The sequence below is a fragment of the Curtobacterium sp. S6 genome (assembly GCF_000710345.2).
GTDB lineage: Bacteria > Actinomycetota > Actinomycetes > Actinomycetales > Micrococcaceae > Rothia.
In genome coordinates this window covers 155,372-173,010 of sequence record NZ_JHEL01000015.1, presented here as the reverse complement: position 1 = coordinate 173,010, position 17,639 = coordinate 155,372, and the positions used below count along the sequence as shown (strand labels likewise).

The following is a 17,639-nucleotide window of genomic DNA, read 5'->3' as shown; positions in this document are numbered from 1 at the left end:
CGTGATGGACGTTACAGGTAGCGTGTACCTGAAACACTCCGTCGAGAGGAATCACCATGACCGTTTCACACCCCGACTACTCCCCCCTCACCGACCGTTGCGACGATGAAGTCGTCACCCGCGTCTCCCGCGAGGTGGTGCCCGGGCCGCAGGGAAGCCGGATCGCCGTGCTGACGCTGCACAACGACTCGGCCAAGCGCCCGGAAACGCTGGGCCCGCGATCGATGCAGGAACTCCTCAACGCCGTCGACGACGTGCGGAAACTCGCCGAGGACGGCTCCGTGGACGGCATCATGATCGAGGGAACCGCGCCGACCTTTGCCGCCGGCGTCGACCTGACCCTGGTGAGCACGCTGGCCGCCGACCCCGAAACACCGATCACCGCGGTCGGTGCTATGGGCCACGACTTCGTGGAGTCCATCCGGTCGTTGCCGGTGCCCACGTGTGCCCGCGTGAACGGCACCGCTCTCGGCGGAGGGCTTGAGCTCGCCCTCGCCACCGACTACCGCATCGGACATCCCGGCACCAAGAACATCGGCCTCCCCGAGATCCGTCTCGGCCTGATCCCCGGCTGGACCGGCGTCTTCGCGCTGCCCCGCCTGATCGGACCGGAAAATGCGGTGCAGGTGATCTTCCAGAACCCGCTGAATAATGGCAAGTCCCTCACCTCGCGCCAGGCCCGCGAGATCGGAATCCTCGACGAGCTCACCGACTCGGAGGCCAAGGCCCCGGAGGCCAAGCAGGAAGCCGTCGAGTGGTTCGAGAAGGTCCTCCGCTCGCAGACCCGCGTCGAGCGGCCAAACGAAACCGATCAGGAAGAGCCCCTCTGGGCCTCGGAGGGCACGGACGGCGGAGAACTGCGCCGGCGTTTCGAGGAGGCGGCCCGCGCGGCGGAGGAGATCGTCCAGCGAAAGACCTCCGGTGCGAGCGAGGCCTGCAAGGTCGCCCTCGAGGTCTTCGCCCACGGACCCCTCGAATCGCGCACGCAGTCGCGGGAACGGCAGATCTCGGTCTTGGACGCCCTGGCACGGGGAGATCAGTTCGCCGCGTGCGTCTACTCGATGCTCGAGCTCGTCCAGCACCGGGCCAAGCACCCCTCCATGGTGCCGCCGGAGGCCGAACCCGCCCGCATCGACAAGGTCGGCGTCGTCGGCGCGGGGCTCATGGCCTCCCAGCTGGCCTTGCTCTTCCTGACCCGTCTCCAGGTCCCCGTGACGATCAGCGACGTCGATCAGTCACGCGTGGACAAAGGCCTGGAGACGATCTCGGGGGAACTGTCGAAGAATGTCTCCAAGGGCCGCCTGAGCGAGGAACAGGCCCAGCACCTGCGCGGGCTCGTGTCCGGAACCACCGATACCGCGGACTTCGCCGACTGCGACTTCGTGATCGAGGCTGTCTTCGAGGAAACCTCGGTCAAGCAAGAGGTGTTCGCCAACCTCGAGAAGTCGGTTCGCCCCGACTGCATCCTCGCGACCAACACGTCCTCGTTGCTGGTCAGCGAGATGATCGAGCACCTCGACCACCCCGAACGGGTGATCGGCTTCCACTTCTTCAATCCCGTGGCCGTTCTGCCGCTCGTGGAGATCGTCCGCACGGCCTCGACCACCGACGCCGCCATCGCGACCGCGTTTTCGCTGGCCAAAAACCTCGGAAAGATCGCCGTCGGCGCCCGCGACTCGTCGGGCTTCATCGTCAACCGCGTTCTCGGCGTTGTCTTGTCCGAGGCCGGAAAGGCCTTCGACCAGGGGGCGTCGGCGGAGACCATCACCGAAGCCTATCGGCCCCTGGGCTTGCCCATGGACACCTTCACCCTGATCGACCTCGTCGGGCTGCCCATCGCGGTGCACCTGCTCGAGTCCCTCCACACGAATCACGGCGACCGTTTCCACGTGTCCGAGAATTTCCGGCGTCTCAACGAGGCAAAGATCTCTCCCCTTTCGAATCATCAGGGCGGCCTCAGCCCGGAGGCGAGCGAGGTCGTGTCCGGCGGGGGCGAGTCCGCGGCGCCGGAGGTCCTGCGCGCCTCGGTCGAGGACGCCCTGGCCGCGGAAATCTCTCGTATGCTGGACGAAGGCGTGGTCCCGGACCGCCAGGACATCGACTTGGCGATGATCCTGGGCACCGGGTGGCCGTTCTTCAACGGGGGCATCACCCGTTACCTCGACCGCGTCGGCGCCTTCGAACGCATCGGCTGACGTCCTCGACGACTCGGCCCACCGGCCGCGCCCGCCTCGGGCGCCCGGTGGGCCGAGCCCGTTAACGGCCGCCTCGCTTCGTCTCGTCGGCGCGATCACAGGCCCAGCCCGCCACCACCGCAACGCACACCCACGGAGGCCATCATGACCGATCACTTCCCCACGACTGCCCGAGGCGTCACCGGCACGAGCCCGCACGACGCGGCCGCCACCCCGGAAACCGCCGCGCCGGAAACTCCCCGCCGCACGGCCCTGGCCGGCGCCGGTATCATCGCGGGCTCCGCGGTCGTCCTGACTGCCTGCGGTTCGGACTCGGGCGGAGAATCCGACGGAAAGGCAAGCATCGACCCGAGTCACCCCGTGGACCTCACCTCGGCCTCCGAGGTTCCGGTCGGCGGAGGCGTCAAGGCCTCGGCCGACGGGGTGACCGCGATCGTCTCCCAGCCGAAAGAAGGAGAGTTCAAGGCGTTCAGCTCGTCGTGCACGCACCAGGGCTGCTCGGTGGATGTGAAGAAGGACGTCATCATGTGCCCCTGTCACAGCTCGCAGTTCTCCCTGACGGATGGGTCGGTGCAGGGCGGCCCCGCGCCCAAGCCGCTGCCCGAATACACCGTGTCCGTCACCGGTGGTCGCGTCACGATTCGTTAGCCGCGGCTCGAGCGGCCGGTTCGGGAAGCCCGTCCCGCCGGCCGCCTTCGGCATCCGCGCCGGACCGCGAGGCAGAGGATACGACAAAGCGCCGGGCGCGGGAGTCGGTGACTCCCACGCCCGGCGCTGAGAAGGGCGGTGCCCCTAGTTGGCCGCGCGGACCAGGTTCCTCAGGACGTACTGCAAGATGCCTCCGTTACGGAAGTACTCGCGCTCGCCTGGGGTATCGATGCGCACGTCGGCGTCGAACTCGGTGGTCTTGCCATCTTCCGAGGTCGCCGTCACGTGGACCGTCTTGGGGGTCGTGCCCTCGTTGATCTCGGTGACACCCGTGATCGAGAACGTTTCGGTTCCATCCAGACCGAGGGACGAGTGCGACTCGCCCTGCGGGAACTGGAGCGGAAGCACGCCCATACCGATCAGGTTGGAGCGGTGAATACGCTCGAAGGACTCCGCGATGACGGCCTTGACGCCCAGCAGGCGCGTGCCCTTTGCGGCCCAGTCACGGGACGAACCCGTGCCGTATTCCTTACCGCCCAAGACGACCAGCGGGGTACCCTGCGCAGCGTAGTTCTGCGCGGCATCGTACACCGAGGACTGCTCTCCACCCTGAGTGAAGTCTCGGGTGAAGCCACCCTCGACGCCGTCCAGCAGTTCGTTCTTGATGCGGATGTTCGCGAACGTGCCGCGAATCATGACCTCGTGGTTACCACGACGCGACCCGTAGGAGTTGAAGTCCTTGCGCTCCACGCCGTTCTCCATGAGGTAGCGCCCCGCCGGAGTATCCGACTTGAACGAACCGGCCGGAGAGATGTGGTCGGTGGTCACCGAATCGCCGAGCTTAAGAAGCACGCGCGCGTCCTTCACGTCTTCGACGGGATCCGGGTCCATCGTCATGCCCTCGAAGTACGGTGGCTTGCGGACGTAGGTGGACTTCTCGTCCCACTCGAAGGTGTTACCGGTCGGCGTGTTCAGGTTCTGCCAGCGCTCGTCGCCATCGAAGATCGTGCCGTACTCGGAGCTGTACTGATCCGTGGACACGGAATCGTCGATGATGCTCTGGACCTCGGCCGGGTCCGGCCAGATGTCCTTGAGGTAGACGTCGTTGCCGTCCGCATCCTGCCCCAGGGCGTCGTTCTCGAAGTCGAAGTCCATGGACCCGGCCAGCGAGTAGGCGATGACCAATGGCGGCGAGGCCAGGTAGTTCATCTTGACGTCGGGGTTGATGCGTCCCTCGAAGTTACGGTTACCCGAGAGGACCGAGGTGACCGACAGGTCGTTGTCGCTGACGGCCTTGGAGATCTCGTCCTCGAGCGGACCGGAGTTGCCGATGCAGGTCGTGCAGCCGTAGCCGACGACGTAGAATCCGACCTTCTCCAGCTCCGGCAGGAGCCCGGACTTCTCGTAGTAGTCCGTGACGACCTTGGAGCCCGGGGCGATCGAGGTCTTGACCCACGGCTTGGCGGTGAGGCCCTTGGCCGCGGCGTTACGTGCCAGCACACCGGCCGCCATCATGACGGACGGGTTGGAGGTGTTGGTGCACGAGGTGATCGATGCGATCGCGACGGCGCCGTGATCCAGCTCGAATTCGCGCCCGTCGGGCATATCGACCTCGACCGGCGTGGACTGACGTCCCTGGGCCGAAGCCGCCGCGGAGGCACGGCGCGGACGCTGCTCTTCCCGGTCCTCGCGCGAGGTCGTGGCGGCAGGGGCGTCAGAGGCCGGGAACGATTCGTCGCCCGCCTCGGACTGCTTGCCGTCCACGTAGTTGTCCAGATCCGCACGGAACTGGTTCTTGGCGTTGGTCAGCTCGATGCGGTCCTGCGGACGCTTCGGGCCGGCGATCGAGGGAACCACCGTGGACAGGTCGAGCTCGAGGTACTCGGAGTACTCGACCTCGTTGCTCGGGTCGTGCCAGAGGCCCTGTTCCTTGGTGTACTTCTCGACCAAGGCGACCTGGTCCTCGCTGCGGCCGGTCAGGCGCAGGTAGTCCAGGGTCACGTCGTCGATCGGGAAGATCGCGGCGGTCGAGCCGAACTCGGGGCTCATGTTACCGATGGTCGCGCGGTTTGCCAGGGGCACCTCGCCGACGCCTTCGCCGTAGAACTCGACGAACTTGCCGACCACGCCCTGCTCGCGGAGCATCTGGGTGATGGTCAGCACGACGTCGGTCGCGGTCGCGCCCGCGGGGATCTTGCCCTTGAGCTTGAAGCCCACGACCTTGGGGATCAACATCGACACGGGCTGACCCAGCATCGCGGCTTCCGCCTCGATGCCGCCGACGCCCCAGCCCAACACGCCCAGGCCGTTGACCATGGTCGTGTGGGAGTCGGTGCCGACCAGGGTGTCCGGGTACGCACGGAGCACGCCGTCGACCTCGCGGGACATGACGGTGCGGGCCAGGTACTCGATGTTGACCTGGTGCACGATGCCCATTCCCGGGGGGACCACCTTGAAGTCCTCGAATGCGGACTGGCCCCACCGGAGGAACTGGTACCGCTCACCGTTGCGCTGGTACTCGATGTCCATGTTGCGCTCGATCGCGTCCTTGTTGCCGAAGGAGTCGATCTGCACCGAGTGGTCGATCACCAGCTCGGCCGGGGCCAGCGGATTGATCTTGGTGGGATCGCCACCGAGGTCCTTCACGGCCTCGCGCATGGTGGCCAAATCCACCACGCAGGGAACGCCGGTGAAGTCCTGCATGATCACGCGGGCCGGGGTGAACTGAATTTCGGTGTCCGGTTCGGACGTCGGGTTCCAGTTGGCCAGGGCCTTGATGTGCTCATCGGTGATGTTCGCGCCATCTTCGGTGCGAAGCAGGTTTTCGAGCAAAACCTTGAGGCTGAACGGCAGCTTTTCCGCGCCGTCGACCTTGCTCAATCGGAAAATTTCGTAGTCGGTTCCATTGACGCTCAGCGCGCCCTTGGCCCCGAAGCTGTCCACAGTGCTCATTGCTTGGGACTCCTCTCGCCACTGTCATTACCAGGCGTAGTTCCGTGTCCCCAGGTGAGTCCTAGCGTTATTACGCTCTCGCCGAGCGTCGGTGTTAGGTGTGATGCAAACCTTTAGAGACACAGTGACACTAAGCCTTCGTCAGGAAGTCTACCCGTTGTTCGGGGCGGCAACCTCATGTGACGCCACTTTGTGCCGAGGACGAACCACCTCGCGACGAGGCATTTCACGCACGGTCAAAGACCGCGATCGTCTCCACGTGATGCGTGTCCGGGTACATGTCGAGCCCCACGACGCGGGAGAGTTTCCAGCCGTCGGCTAGCAGGTACCCGGTGTCCCGCCCGAGGGCGGCCGGATCGCACGCAACGTAGACGATCCGCCTTGGGCCGATCTCGGATAGCCGGTCCACGACCTTGCGGCCGGCGCCTTGCCGCGGCGGGTCGAGCACCACGACGTCGGGGGTCCCGGTGCTCTCGTGACGAACCGCACGGACGGGTGCCTTTTTTCTCGGGTCGGGCCTCCCCCAGCGGGCCAGGGCCTGTTCGACCCCGGAACGCGTCACGAGAATCCGCGTCTTCGCGGCGCGTGGGGTCCGGGCCTGACCGTCCGGACCAAAGTTGTGCTCGGCATCGGCGGCGGTCACGGGCGACCCCTCCACGCTCCAGACCGTGCCGTTGGGCCCCACGGCGTCCGCGAGCGCGGAGGTCAGGAGCCCGGCCCCGGCGTAGAGATCCCAGGCGGTCTCCGCTTCCGCCAGGTCGGCCGCCTCGGAGACGATCTCGACCAGGCGCTCGGGCGCGGCCCGATGGTTTTGCCAGAATCCCCCGGCGCTGATGCGGAAGCTTACCTGCGACCCTCCGGGAAGGGTCAGGGATTCCAGCACCTGTCCGGTTCCGCGAACCACCTCGGGTGACGGCTTTTCCCCGCGCCGGCGGCCCGATCGCGGGGCAGGCAGAATCACCGCGCCGACCGGAACATCGGTCGGCAGGCACATGCCGAGTTCGACGTCGATGTCGTCGGCGATTTCCTCGGGAACCACGCCGTCGGCGGCCGTGAAGACGATCAGCGGCGAGGAGCCGCACGATGGCGCCGCGACATCCACCCGATCAATATTGCGCCATTCGCCCTCGTGCAGGCGGAGTTCGTTGATCGCGGGGACGGCGAACGGTAGTTCGCGCACCGGGATGATCTCGGAGCCGTGGAACGGGTGCATGCCGAGCCGGCCCGCGTCGTCGACGGCCCAATGAACACGGGTGCGCCAGCCTTCGTCATGCCCGCGGTCCAGCGGTTCGACCGCCAGGCGGCTCAGGACCTCCGAGGCGGCGTCGATGCCCCCGAGACGCACCAGCTGTTCCCGGACGATCTCGGTCTTGAGGCGGCGTTGCGCCGCGGGAAGAATGTGACCGTAGTCGGCGCCGCCCACCGGAAGATCGGTCGATTCGGGATCCGCCGGGGCCCACGGGTGAGCTCGGCGATCTTCCGATCGCCGCAAGACCTCGACGACTTCCGCGTTCGCGAAGCGTCCGCCTTTCCCGAGGGACTCCACCCGGGCCCGAACGCGTTCTGTCGGCAACCCGTTGCGGACGAAGTACACCAGCCCGTCGTGCCGGCCGACCGCCGCGCCGCCGTGTGCCATTCGTTCGAGGTCGAGCTCGACCACGCTGCCTTCTTCGATCACGCCAGGTTCTCCTCGTCTTCGTGTCCCAGTCGCCAGGGCACCATGGCCGTGACGACTCCGGGTTCGCGGCGTAGCGCCGCGGCAATTTTTTGGCCCGAACGGTGGTGGAGGAATTTATCCCACCAGTGTTCCAGGACGTATTCCGGAACGTACACGATCACCACGTCCCGGGGCGAAGCCTGCCGCACGCCCCTCACGTGCTCGATGACCGGTGTGACCGGGTCTCGATAGGGCGAGGCGAGGATCGTCAGCGGAACCGGAACCTCGTATTTATCCCACAGCTTTCGCGTGGTGCGGGTTCCGGCCTCGTCCACGTTCATCACCACGGCCTCGATGGTCGAGGGCCGGGTGGCTCGGGCGTAGGCGATCGCCCGCAACGCCGGCTTCCTCAACCGGGGCACCACGACGATCGCGTGGACCCGGGAGGGAAGCGCCTTGAGGGGATTCTTCTGGGTCACGGCTAGCTCCCGTTCGATCGCGGAATAGTGCTTCTTGATGGCCCAGGCGGCCAAGGTCACGAGGCCGACGACCAACACGGTGACCCAGGCTCCTTGGGCGAGTTTGGTCAACAGCACCACGAGGGTCGCCGAGACGGTCGCGACCAGCCCAACCATGGTGATGATCTGGTCCCGCAGGAGCAATCGTCTCGGTTGGGAATCCAGAACAACCCGGATCTCGCGACGGCGTCGGATGAAGACGGCCGTCTGCGTCAGGGACATCGAGAACAGCACCCCGACCACGTACAACTGGATCAGCGCGTTGACATCGGCCCCGAAGGCCAGGGTCACCACCGCGGCCGACGCGCCGAGGACCAAGACCCCGTTCGCGTACAGGGACCTATTGCTGCGGGCCCGAAAATGGACCGGCAGATAGCCCTTCTCCGCCATGGTCGAGGCGAGGATCGGAAAACCCGCGTAGGCCGCGGCGGGCGCCAAGAGGAGAAACAGCACGATGCTGACGAGGAGCACGTGGAATAGCGCTCCGTGCCCGCTCACGGCATCGGCCACCTGCGCGAGGATCGGCATCTGTTGGAAGTCCGGGGACTGCGCCCTGCCCCCGAGGACCAGCTGAGTGGAATCGATCGTCACGACGGCCCCGCTGGACCGGGCCAGGTAGAGGACGGCGACCAGCGCCACGGCGGTGGCGATACCGGTGATCGTCAGGCTCCGGGCGGCGTTCTTGGCCTTGGGCGGGGCGAAGAACCGCACCGAGTTGCTGACCGACTCGACGCCGGTCAGCGTGACGGCCCCGGAGGAGAAAGACCGAGCGATCAGCAGGACCAGGCCAAATCCGGTCAGGGCGTTGGACTCGGCCGTCTCCGGGCGGACATAGAACTCGTGGCTCGGAGCCCGGCCCAGGTTGCCGGTCCACGCCTCGACGAGGCCCACGGCCAGGGTCGCGGTCAAACAGATCACGAAGAGGGCCGCGGGGATCGCGGCGACCCGACCCATGAATCGCAGGCCCCGGATGAACAGCAGGGTCAGGAGGACCACCAGGAACACCGCGACCGGGAGCCGGTGACCGGCCAGGGCGGGGATCAAGCTGATGAGGTAGGTCGCTGCGGAGGACACCGAGACCGAGACGGTCAGGACGAAGTCGAAGAGCAGGCTCACGCCCGCCGCGGCGCCGGTCTTGGGACCGAGCAGTTCGGTCACCACGTGGTAGTCGCCCCCGGAGACCGCAACGTCGCGGATGTTGTACCGGTACGTTCCGATCACGAGGAGCAGAACGATCGCCACGCCGAGACCGACCCACGGCGACATGGCCAGGCCGGCGGTGCCGGCCAGCGCCAGCACCATGATGATTTCGTCCGGGGCGTACGCTATCGCCGAGAACCCGTCCGCGCCGAAGACGGCCAGAGCCGAGCGCTTGGACAGCGCCAAGCTCCGAATCTGTTCGGTCTCCTTCGGGGCGCCGAAGAGGGCGCGCCGAGCGCGAGTGGGTAGTGAATGCACAATGCCATACGCTACCGCAGGAGAGTCACGGATTCTTGGCCGTGCATTACCCTGGTGATGAGTCCCATCGGAGCTGAAACCACCCCGGGGGTCCATAGTCGATCACTATCAGGAGTCATTGCACCGTGCCCCACTTCGTCATCATGGGAGCCGGCCGCGTCGGCGTGATGCTCGCGCATTCGCTGGAATCGGCCGGACACACCGTGGCGATCATCGATCAGGATGAGCGCGCCTTCCGACGCCTGCGCAAAGATTTTGACGGCAAGAAGGTCAAGGGCGTCGGTTTTGACCGCGAGACCCTCAAGCGTGCCGATATCGAGCACGCCTATGCGTTCGCCGCCGTATCGAGCGGTGACAACTCCAATATCCTCGCCTCCCGCGTGGCACGCGAAACATTCAAGGTCGCTCACGTGGTCGCGCGCATCAACGACCCGAACCGGGCCGAATTCTTCCAGCGACTCGGCGTTCCCACGGTCGCGGCCGTCCGCTGGAGCACGGACCAGGTGCTCCGGCGCATCCTGCCCGAGCAGTCCATGACCGGCGACTATCGGGAGGCCTCCGGGCGCCTGGTCCTGGCCGAATTGCAGCTCCACGACGAGTGGACGGGACACCCGCTGAGCGACATCGAGGACGCCGCGGAATTGCGGATCGCCTTCATCACCCGCTTTGGTGAGGGGATGTTGCCGACCCCCGACACGAGCTATCAGCAGGGCGACGTCGTGCACGCCATGATGCGCACGCAAGAGATGAACACCGTGGCCAGGATTCTGTCGGCTCCCCCGGCGGATGTGGACGCCGAGCCCCTCGAACCGAAGCTCGAGCAAAGGTCGTGGGGCCGCCCGGCCTCGACGGTCGAACGTCTCAACGAGACGGACGAGGACGATGCCGGCGAATCTGGCCTCGAGCGCGGCGTGGGAAAGGAATAACGTGCAGGTACTGATTGTCGGCGCGGGGTCTGTGGGCTCATCGATCGCGCACGAGCTGCTGGGACACGGCCACCGGGTCACGATCCTCGACGAGAAGCCGGAGTCGATCGGCCGGTCGGACCTCCGGGGTGCGCACTGGCTGATCGGAGACGCCTGTGAGCTGTCGGTCCTCCGACAGGCCGAACCGCAGAACGCCGACGTGATCGTGGCCGCGACCGGCGACGACAAGTCCAACCTGGTCGTCTCGTTGCTCGCGCGCTCCGAATTCGGTGTACCCCGGACCGTGGGACGGGTCAATAACCCCAAGAACGAATGGCTCTTCGACGAGTCCTGGGGCGTCGACGTCGCGGTGTCCACGCCTCGGCTCATGACAGCCCTCGTCGAGGAGGCCGTGGAAGTCGGCGACGTCGTCCGATTGCTCGACCTGCAGACCGGCGGGGCGACCCTCATCGAGTACACGGTCCCGACCGATCACCCTTACGTCGGCTGGACCGTCGAAACCATCGATTGGCCGGCCGAAACCACCCTGGTCGCTATCCTCCGCGACGCCGTGCCGATCACCCCGAGCGACGACGACGTCATCGAAGGCGACGACGAACTCTTCCTCATCACCACGCCCGCCGGTGAACGGGAGTTGCGGGCCCTCTTCAACGTCGAGGTCGAGACCGCGGAGTCCGACCTCGGGCGGTTGGACGAGCCCGGCACCGACGAAACCGCTCAGGGCCAGGAGATGTAGCCACGGCCCCGGCGCGCCGGGATCAGGCTTCCTCGGCTGCCTCGACCACGGCCGCGGGGCGCGTCATCATCCACGTGATCCAGAGGCAGAAAGCATACAGCGGGATGCCCATCAGGAGGCGACTGATCCCCAACGCCGGGAGATTCTCCGCGAAGAACAACGGAAGTTGCACAGCGAGCCGGATCAGGAACATGGCCGCGAGCAGGCCCGTGGCCAGCTGATATCGCCGACGCCGCGCGGGAACCTTGCGCCACCCGGTGTCCTCGCCCCGGAGCATCCCGTAGATCAACCCGAGCAACGGCCACCGAACGATCATGGACACCAAGAGGCCCGCCGCGTAGGCCGCGTTGGTCCAGAATCCCACCACGTAGTAGTCGATCGGCTTGCCCCCGGTGTGCGCGAAGAATGCGCAGATCACGACGCCCACGGCCCCGGAGAACGCCTGGATTTTCTGACCGCCGGTGATGAACCGAATGATCGAGGCGACCACGGCCAGACCGATCGCGATGATCAGCGAGAGGGAAAGCGATGAGGTGATGAGAAAGGCCGTCAGGTACGCGACCGACGGCAGGACCGCCTCGAGAAGGCCCCTGACGCCACCGATCGCGTGCATCACGTCGATCTGCCCCTGCTCGTCACGCCGGAACGCTCCCGAGTTGCCGTAGGCCTGCGCCATTTGTTCGCCGAAGGACAGCCGTCGATCCCCGGGCTCGCGGCCCACGGGATCCTGGTGCGGCTCGTCGCGGTCAGTCATGCGGTCGTGTCCTTTGCTCGATCAAATTTCCTGGTGGCGGGAGACAATCTCGTATCTCGGGTTGTAGATCACCGGGGCGCCACCGAGGTCGGCGAGCATTCCGGAGCAGCGCAATCGCGTCCCCGCCCCGATCCCCGGGACCGTTCTCTGACCGTGCCAGACAAGCCGGACGTGGGTTCCGGGGCCGAGCGGGGCGTCGTCGTCGGTGTCGAAGTGCGGCATGTCCATCGCGATGGCCGAGGTCGGCGCCACGAAGGAGCCTTTGGCCACCTTCTTGCGGGTCTCCGTGGAGACCGTGCGATAGCTCGCCGTGATGTCGACTTCGGCCTCGTAGCGGGGCAACGAGTTGACCGGCTGAATGTGCACCTCGGTCACCCTCCCCTCGACGAGGACGCGGATGCGCTGTTGCCCCGCCGAGGCGCCCGGCACCGAGCCGGTCACCGACGTCGATTTAGCCAATCTTGGTGATCTCCGGTCCGCGCTCGGGGACCTGGTACCCCTGCGATTCCTCTTCCGTGGGGTCCCGGCGCACCGCGTTGTCGGGGATGTTCAGGGGCAGCAGGTCCCGCGGGGCCATCGGCTCACGGCCCCGGACCACCACGAGATTGCGGAAGATCCGCTCCATCTCGCGCGCGGAGCTACGCTTGACCGCCGCGTCCCCGGAAAACACACCGCGCAGGAACCAGCGCGGCCCGTCGATCCCGACGAACCGGGCGACGCGGTATCCGCGGTCGCCGTTGGGCAGGGAGGCGGGCAGCTTGGCGATGACCTGGCGGCCCAGCGTGCCCTCCAGGATGTCGACGACGCCGTTTTGCTCGCGCACCGACGCGGCGAGCTCGGCACGGATCTCCGCCCACAGCCCGCGGCTCTTCGGCGCGGCGAAAGGCTGCACCTGCAACACGGCCCCGTCCTTCTGGAAGGTCACCGACACCACGGACTGGCTCCGCTGGTCCACGTCGATGCGCATGTTGACGTTCTCGTCGGGCTTGATGCGCAATCCGCCCAGATCGATATACGAATCGTCGGTCTCGATCTCCGAGACGTCGAAGGGGCCGGTGACCGACCGGTCCGGCTCTTCCGGCAGGTCTTCCTGCGCGGCCGTGGCGGCCTGCTCGGCCTCGTCGATCTCTTCATCGTCATCCGCGTTGACGAGTTCACGGTCCGAGGCGGTCTCCTCGGTGATCTTCGACTCCGCGGCGTCCTGGGAGGTGGGCTCCTTGGGCTCCGCCTCGCGAGCGGTCTCGTCGGTTGCGTCGTCGGTCTGCTTCTTCTTGCCGAATCCCAGCACGGTCGGTCCTTCCTACAGGGTTCCCGTCGAGCCGAATCCTGCCGCACCGCGATCGGATGCGGGGAGTTCGTCGACGATGCCAAATGTGGCGTGCTCGTATTTCTGGATCACGAGTTGAGCGATGCGCTCACCACGCTGAATCTCATATGTCTCATTCTGGTCCGTATTGAGCAATGTGACCATCAATTCGCCACGATAGCCGGAGTCGACCGTCCCCGGGGCATTGACGATCGTGATCCCGTGCTTGGCCGCGAGCCCGGAACGAGGGTGAACCAGACCGACGTAGCCCTCCGGCAGCGCGATGGCCACGCCGGTAGGGATCAGGGCACGCTGCCCCGGCGCGAGGACCGTATCTTCGCGCGCCCGCAGGTCGGCGCCCGCGTCCCCATCCTTCGAATACCTCGGCGCCTCGATGCCCGGGTCCAGGATCTGAACGGGCACGTCTACGGTCGGGCGCATGGATACTCCTGAGTGGTCAATGGTGGTGCCCGCGTTTCGCGGGCCTCGTCTCGTCCGGACGCTCGGGCGGCAACGCCCAACGTCGTTAGACACTGTAGCGGTTTTACCGGAGTGGCCGGGCTCACCGGGTTACCCCCTCGGTACGAGCGGCGCGTATTCTGGGGAGCATGTCTGACCCCGTCTCCTCGTCCCGCGACGACGCCGACTTCGGCGAACCCGCCACCGTCCTGTTCCACGAAAAGCTCGTCCCCGGCGCGGGCATGTGGATCTTCGTCGCCGTCACCGGCCTCGCAAGCTTTGCGGTGGTCGCTCCCATCAATATTCCGGTCGCCATCGTGGTCGGGGTCATCGTGGCCATCACGGTGGGGCTGATTCTGTATTCTTCCTCCCCCGTGCTGGAAGTCACGGAGGACTCCCTGCAGGTCGGGCGCGCTCACATCGAGCGTGAATTTGTGGGCGACGTCGAGGTCTTCCGCGGTGAGAACGCCCGCATCGCGTGCGGTCCCGCCGCCGACGGCCGTGCGTACATGAACTTCCGACCCTGGGTCGCGCCGGTCGCGCGTATCCACATCACCGACCCCGCGGACCCCACCCCCTATTGGCTCACGAACTCGCGCCGCCCCGAGGAATTCGCCTTGGCCTTGGGCTCGGATCCGGAAGAGCAGGCCCTCCGGACGCCCACGATCGAGCAGCCGGCGGCCGAAGATCAAGAGGAGGCCTGAGGCCCCGGTGATCCGGCGCGCTGGCGCGCGGGCATGAGAAAAAGGGGAGGAACCTGAGGTTCCTCCCCTTGGTGCAGTTCGGCGTTTTGCGCCGCTCGGCGGCCGCCGTCCCTGTGCTTAAGCCTCGCACTCCAGGCAGTAGTACAGTCCGTCCTCTTCCCGGGCGATCTGCGAACGGTGCCGCACCAGGAAGCAAGAGGCACACGTAAATTCGTCCTGCTGAGCGGGCAGGACCACAACGGACAGCTCCTCGTGCGACAGATCTGCGCCCGGCAACTCGAAGCTTTCGGCAGCGGCGTTCTCGTCCTCGTCGACGACGTTGGACTGCTGATCGCTACGGTGGGACTTCAGCTCCTCGATGGAGTCGGAGTTGCTCTCCTCGTCTTGCTTGCGCGGGGCGTCGTAATCGGTAGCCATGTGTTTGTCACGCTTTCGTTGGTATGTCTCAATCGGCCCCACAGAGCCATATCGGTCGTGGTGTGGTTCTCCCAACCGGCCTTTACACGTGCCGACCTCGTCGAAGGAAGTGCGTCGGGCTCTTGTGCGCCGGTATCGCGATGATTGTTCACTATGACCCCCGTGCGTGTCCAGCCGATTTTACTGTCAGCAGATTCACTCCAGGTCGAGGAATCCCGTGATCGAGAGCTCAGGCGGTATTCTGTGTGAGGAAACGGGTGCGAACGTCCAGGTCACGTACGCGCCGTAACGGATTTTCTAAGGAGAACTGATGGATCGGCTGACATTCGTGGGGGTCCAGGACGACGGCGAACACCTCGTCCTCGAGTCCGCGGACGACGGACACCGGTATCACGTTCGCATCGACAACGCCCTGCGCAATGCCGTGGTCAAGGCTCGTCGCGCCCAAACCCCCCGCGGGCTCAGCGGACGCGGCGAATACGGGCCCCGAGATATCCAAACCCGTTTCCGTCAGGGCGCGAGCGTGGACGAGATCGTCGCCGAGTCCGGCTGGAAGCCCGAGCGGGTGCGGCGCTACGAATGGCCGATCCTCGCCGAACGCGCCCACATCGTCACCGCCGCCCAGAGCGTGACGGTTCGTCAGCTCGGTCACCGCTCCCCCGGCAGGCGAAGCCTTCACGACCAGGTCGTCGCGGTCCGCGAGGACTGGAATTTCGCGGAGGGCGATGCCCAGTGGAACTCCTGGCAGAGGGAAGACGGGCAGTGGAACGTGACCGTGTCGGTCGACTATTCACAGTCCGCCCTCGCGCAGATCCCCTCGGGCGCGGATTTTCCCGCCCGCTTTGTCTACAACCCGGCCAATCAGACGGTCACCGCCGGAAACGCCGTCGCGGAGTTCCTTTTCGGCAAGAACGTCGCCGACCCCGTATCCGATCCCTGGGACGCCGGCGGTGAACCCGACGAGGACCCGGTCGAGGGCTTGACCGAGGAGACCGAGCCCCTCGAGGCCTCCGGTGAGGAGACGATCCAGGCCCTTGACGAGCCGGGGGACGAATCGAGCCTCGAGACCAACACCGCGGCGGACGCCGCTGAAGCCGCCGACTCTGAGGCCGCCACGACGCGTCGCCGGGACCACCTTCGCGCCGTCTCCGACGAGTCCACCTCGACCGAGGCCCTGCTCGACGAGCTCGAGGCCAGGCGCGGCACGCGTGCCGGAAGCGATCCGGAAAGCGACCGCCGCGTCGCCGACCTGGCCGAGGAGCTTCCCCAAGCCGAGCCTTCCGCCGAAACATCCCAGGAGGACACGGACGAGCCGACGCTGGATATCGAGGGCGTGGAAGAAAACCCCGCGGAGAAATCCGATTCCTCGAAGGCGAACACCTCACGCTCGCGGGGAAGCCGCCCGTCCATCCCCAGCTGGGATGACATCGTCTTCGGTCAGCAACGCCCCAAGAACTAATCGGCTCGACACGTTTGAACTCGCCAGGCGCCACCAACTAGCTGTACTTTTAGGTTAGAGGTAGTCAACTGCCTTTTTCGCACTCAACGCGCAAAGGTCTACATGGGGAAGAAGCGCCGTCAGAAGCGTCCTGGGAGCGGCACACCATCCGCCGAACCACATCAAAATTCACCGGTACCGCCGGAATCCGACTCTGCTACGAATCCTGATTCGCCGCAGGGCTCGGCCGTGCCCGGAGACTCTGAGCCGCGGGCGGAAGACCCGGTGGTGAACAACGGGCCCGGCCCCGACGAGGCCTCGGACGGCCGCTCTGGTCAGGGGCCCGATTCTTACGGAGAGCCTCTCGCGCCCGGGTATGAGTATGTCGGACAACCAGAGGTTCAGGCCGACGGCTCCCCCGCGACCGAGCCCATGATGAGCCTCAACGATGAGCTCTTCGCAGAATCCGAACGCGAAGCTTCCCGTCGCGAGAGGCGCGAGGAGCAACGCCGCCGCGACGCCGAGGCGCGCCGACGCCGGCAACAACAGTCCCGCCGCACGGGATCCACGGCATCTCGATCGGCCGGGGCGGTAGCCGCGGGAGCTGCCGGAGCCGGTGCTGCGGCGGCCGCCGCGAGGGACGATTCCACGCCCGAGAGCATCAGCGCGACCTCCGCGTCCGATTCGTCCGGACAACCGGTCGAACATTCTCCCGCGGCGGCCGGGCCCGCCGCCACCGGAGCCCCCGCCGGCTCCTCGGCACGGGCGGACGGGGCGAACGGCTCCGGCCCGCGGGGAGGCCCCGTGCCTTCGGAGGGTGAGCCCTCGCGGGGCTCTTCCGCCAAGACCTGGATCTGGACCGGGGCGGGCGTGGTGGCCGTCCTCGCGATCAGCGGCGGCACCGCAGCTTTGATCTCGATGAACCACGACGACGCCCCGGCGCCGGCCAGCTCGTCGACGTCGTCGGCCTCGAGCTCTCCCAGCAGCACGCCCCCGAAGCCCACCTGGGAATCGCCGGCACCCGCGCCCACGCCGAGCGTCATCGAGCAACAACCGGTACCGACGGCTCCGGAGGGGACGATCTCTCAGGCCCCCACCGTCGCTCCGACGCAGCCGCCGGCACCCGAGCCCACGCCGGAACCGACGACGCCCGAGCCGACCACGCCCGAGCCCACGACACCGGAACCGACCACTCCGGAACCGACGCAGGAGCCGACCAAGGAACCCACCCAGGAACCCACGCCGGAGCCGACCAAGGCGCCGGAACCCGCGCCGACGCAGGCGCCTACTTCGGCTCCGCCCGCGCCGACCACGGGCAAGGCCGCGGCCACGGAGGCTCCCGCCCCCAGCGCAGGTCAAGGTGGCGGAGCCTCCGCCGGTCAATCGTCCTCCGGCGGAAGCAACTGACGGCCGGCCTCCTTCGCGGGGTCGTCCGGGATAGCCAGGGCGGTCGGTGCCTGGCCCGAGGGCC

The 17,639-nt window shown here is 66.7% G+C and carries 15 protein-coding genes; 7 read left to right on the top strand and 8 right to left on the bottom strand.

Annotated elements, in window-relative coordinates; translation table 11 throughout:
* The first annotated feature begins 56 nt into the window (after positions 1–56).
* Together CURSPS6_RS03000 and CURSPS6_RS02995 are read left to right on the top strand one after the other, a co-directional pair.
* Positions 57–2,195, top strand: coding sequence for a 3-hydroxyacyl-CoA dehydrogenase NAD-binding domain-containing protein (locus CURSPS6_RS03000; RefSeq protein ID WP_030014038.1), 2,139 nt, complete (start codon positions 57–59; stop codon positions 2,193–2,195).
* 144 nt (positions 2,196–2,339) lie between these two features.
* Positions 2,340–2,843: a Rieske (2Fe-2S) protein gene (locus CURSPS6_RS02995; RefSeq protein ID WP_051687574.1), complete on the top strand. Its 504-nt coding sequence runs from the start codon at positions 2,340–2,342 to the stop codon at positions 2,841–2,843.
* Between the two features lie 144 nt (positions 2,844–2,987).
* On the opposite strand, the gene acnA is transcribed toward CURSPS6_RS02995, so the two are convergent.
* The 3 genes from acnA to CURSPS6_RS02980 all read right to left on the bottom strand — a co-directional run bounded on the left by acnA (position 2,988) and on the right by CURSPS6_RS02980 (position 9,428).
* The gene (gene acnA / locus CURSPS6_RS02990) at positions 2,988–5,795 is read right to left on the bottom strand and encodes an aconitate hydratase AcnA (RefSeq protein WP_030014036.1); all 2,808 of its coding nucleotides are present in this window, start codon (positions 5,793–5,795) and stop codon (positions 2,988–2,990) included.
* 226 nt (positions 5,796–6,021) lie between these two features.
* Entirely contained in the window at positions 6,022–7,473 is a 1,452-nt protein-coding gene (locus CURSPS6_RS02985; RefSeq protein ID WP_030014034.1) for a class I SAM-dependent RNA methyltransferase, read from the bottom strand.
* A complete protein-coding gene (locus CURSPS6_RS02980) occupies positions 7,470–9,428 on the bottom strand; it encodes an APC family permease (protein ID WP_160319769.1) in 1,959 nt (652 codons plus the stop codon). The genes CURSPS6_RS02985 and CURSPS6_RS02980 overlap by 4 nt, the downstream gene beginning before the upstream one ends.
* Before the next feature lie 125 nt (positions 9,429–9,553).
* Between CURSPS6_RS02980 and CURSPS6_RS02975 the strand changes: the two genes are divergently transcribed.
* Positions 9,554–10,354 (top strand): potassium channel family protein, encoded by an 801-nt coding sequence (locus CURSPS6_RS02975; protein ID WP_082470002.1) that lies wholly within the window; start codon positions 9,554–9,556, stop codon positions 10,352–10,354.
* A 1-nt stretch (position 10,355) separates the two neighbouring features.
* Positions 10,356–11,090: a potassium channel family protein gene (locus CURSPS6_RS02970; protein WP_035810142.1), complete on the top strand. Its 735-nt coding sequence runs from the start codon at positions 10,356–10,358 to the stop codon at positions 11,088–11,090.
* Between the two features lie 22 nt (positions 11,091–11,112).
* Here CURSPS6_RS02970 and CURSPS6_RS02965 read toward each other — a convergent pair whose 3' ends face one another.
* The 4 genes from CURSPS6_RS02965 to dut are packed head-to-tail and all read right to left on the bottom strand — an operon-like array spanning position 11,113 to position 13,591.
* Positions 11,113–11,844: a DUF3159 domain-containing protein gene (locus CURSPS6_RS02965; protein WP_030014029.1), complete on the bottom strand. Its 732-nt coding sequence runs from the start codon at positions 11,842–11,844 to the stop codon at positions 11,113–11,115.
* Positions 11,845–11,865: 21 nt separating this feature from the next.
* Positions 11,866–12,303 carry a hypothetical protein gene (locus tag CURSPS6_RS02960; RefSeq protein ID WP_152978042.1) on the bottom strand — a complete coding sequence of 146 codons (438 nt, stop codon included), beginning with the start codon at positions 12,301–12,303 and terminating at the stop codon, positions 11,866–11,868.
* A complete protein-coding gene (locus CURSPS6_RS02955; protein ID WP_152978041.1) occupies positions 12,296–13,132 on the bottom strand; it encodes a DUF3710 domain-containing protein in 837 nt (278 codons plus the stop codon). Before CURSPS6_RS02955 ends, CURSPS6_RS02960 begins: the two co-directional genes overlap by 8 nt.
* Positions 13,133–13,144: 12 nt before the next feature.
* Positions 13,145–13,591 carry a dUTP diphosphatase gene (gene dut / locus CURSPS6_RS02950; protein WP_030014024.1) on the bottom strand — a complete coding sequence of 149 codons (447 nt, stop codon included), beginning with the start codon at positions 13,589–13,591 and terminating at the stop codon, positions 13,145–13,147.
* A gap of 167 nt (positions 13,592–13,758) precedes the next feature.
* Between dut and CURSPS6_RS02945 the strand changes: the two genes are divergently transcribed.
* The gene (locus CURSPS6_RS02945; RefSeq protein WP_082470000.1) at positions 13,759–14,313 is read left to right on the top strand and encodes a DUF3093 domain-containing protein; all 555 of its coding nucleotides are present in this window, start codon (positions 13,759–13,761) and stop codon (positions 14,311–14,313) included.
* 117 nt (positions 14,314–14,430) lie between these two features.
* On the opposite strand, the gene CURSPS6_RS02940 is transcribed toward CURSPS6_RS02945, so the two are convergent.
* Positions 14,431–14,730, bottom strand: coding sequence for a DUF4193 domain-containing protein (locus CURSPS6_RS02940; RefSeq protein WP_030014022.1), 300 nt, complete (start codon positions 14,728–14,730; stop codon positions 14,431–14,433).
* Between the two features lie 310 nt (positions 14,731–15,040).
* On the opposite strand from CURSPS6_RS02940, the gene sepH reads away from it, so the two are divergent.
* Both sepH and CURSPS6_RS12270 read left to right on the top strand, forming a co-directional pair.
* Positions 15,041–16,189: a septation protein SepH gene (gene sepH / locus CURSPS6_RS02935; protein WP_030014020.1), complete on the top strand. Its 1,149-nt coding sequence runs from the start codon at positions 15,041–15,043 to the stop codon at positions 16,187–16,189.
* 228 nt (positions 16,190–16,417) lie between these two features.
* Entirely contained in the window at positions 16,418–17,575 is a 1,158-nt protein-coding gene (locus CURSPS6_RS12270; RefSeq protein WP_152978040.1) for a hypothetical protein, read from the top strand.
* The last annotated feature ends 64 nt before the right edge of the window (positions 17,576–17,639 follow it).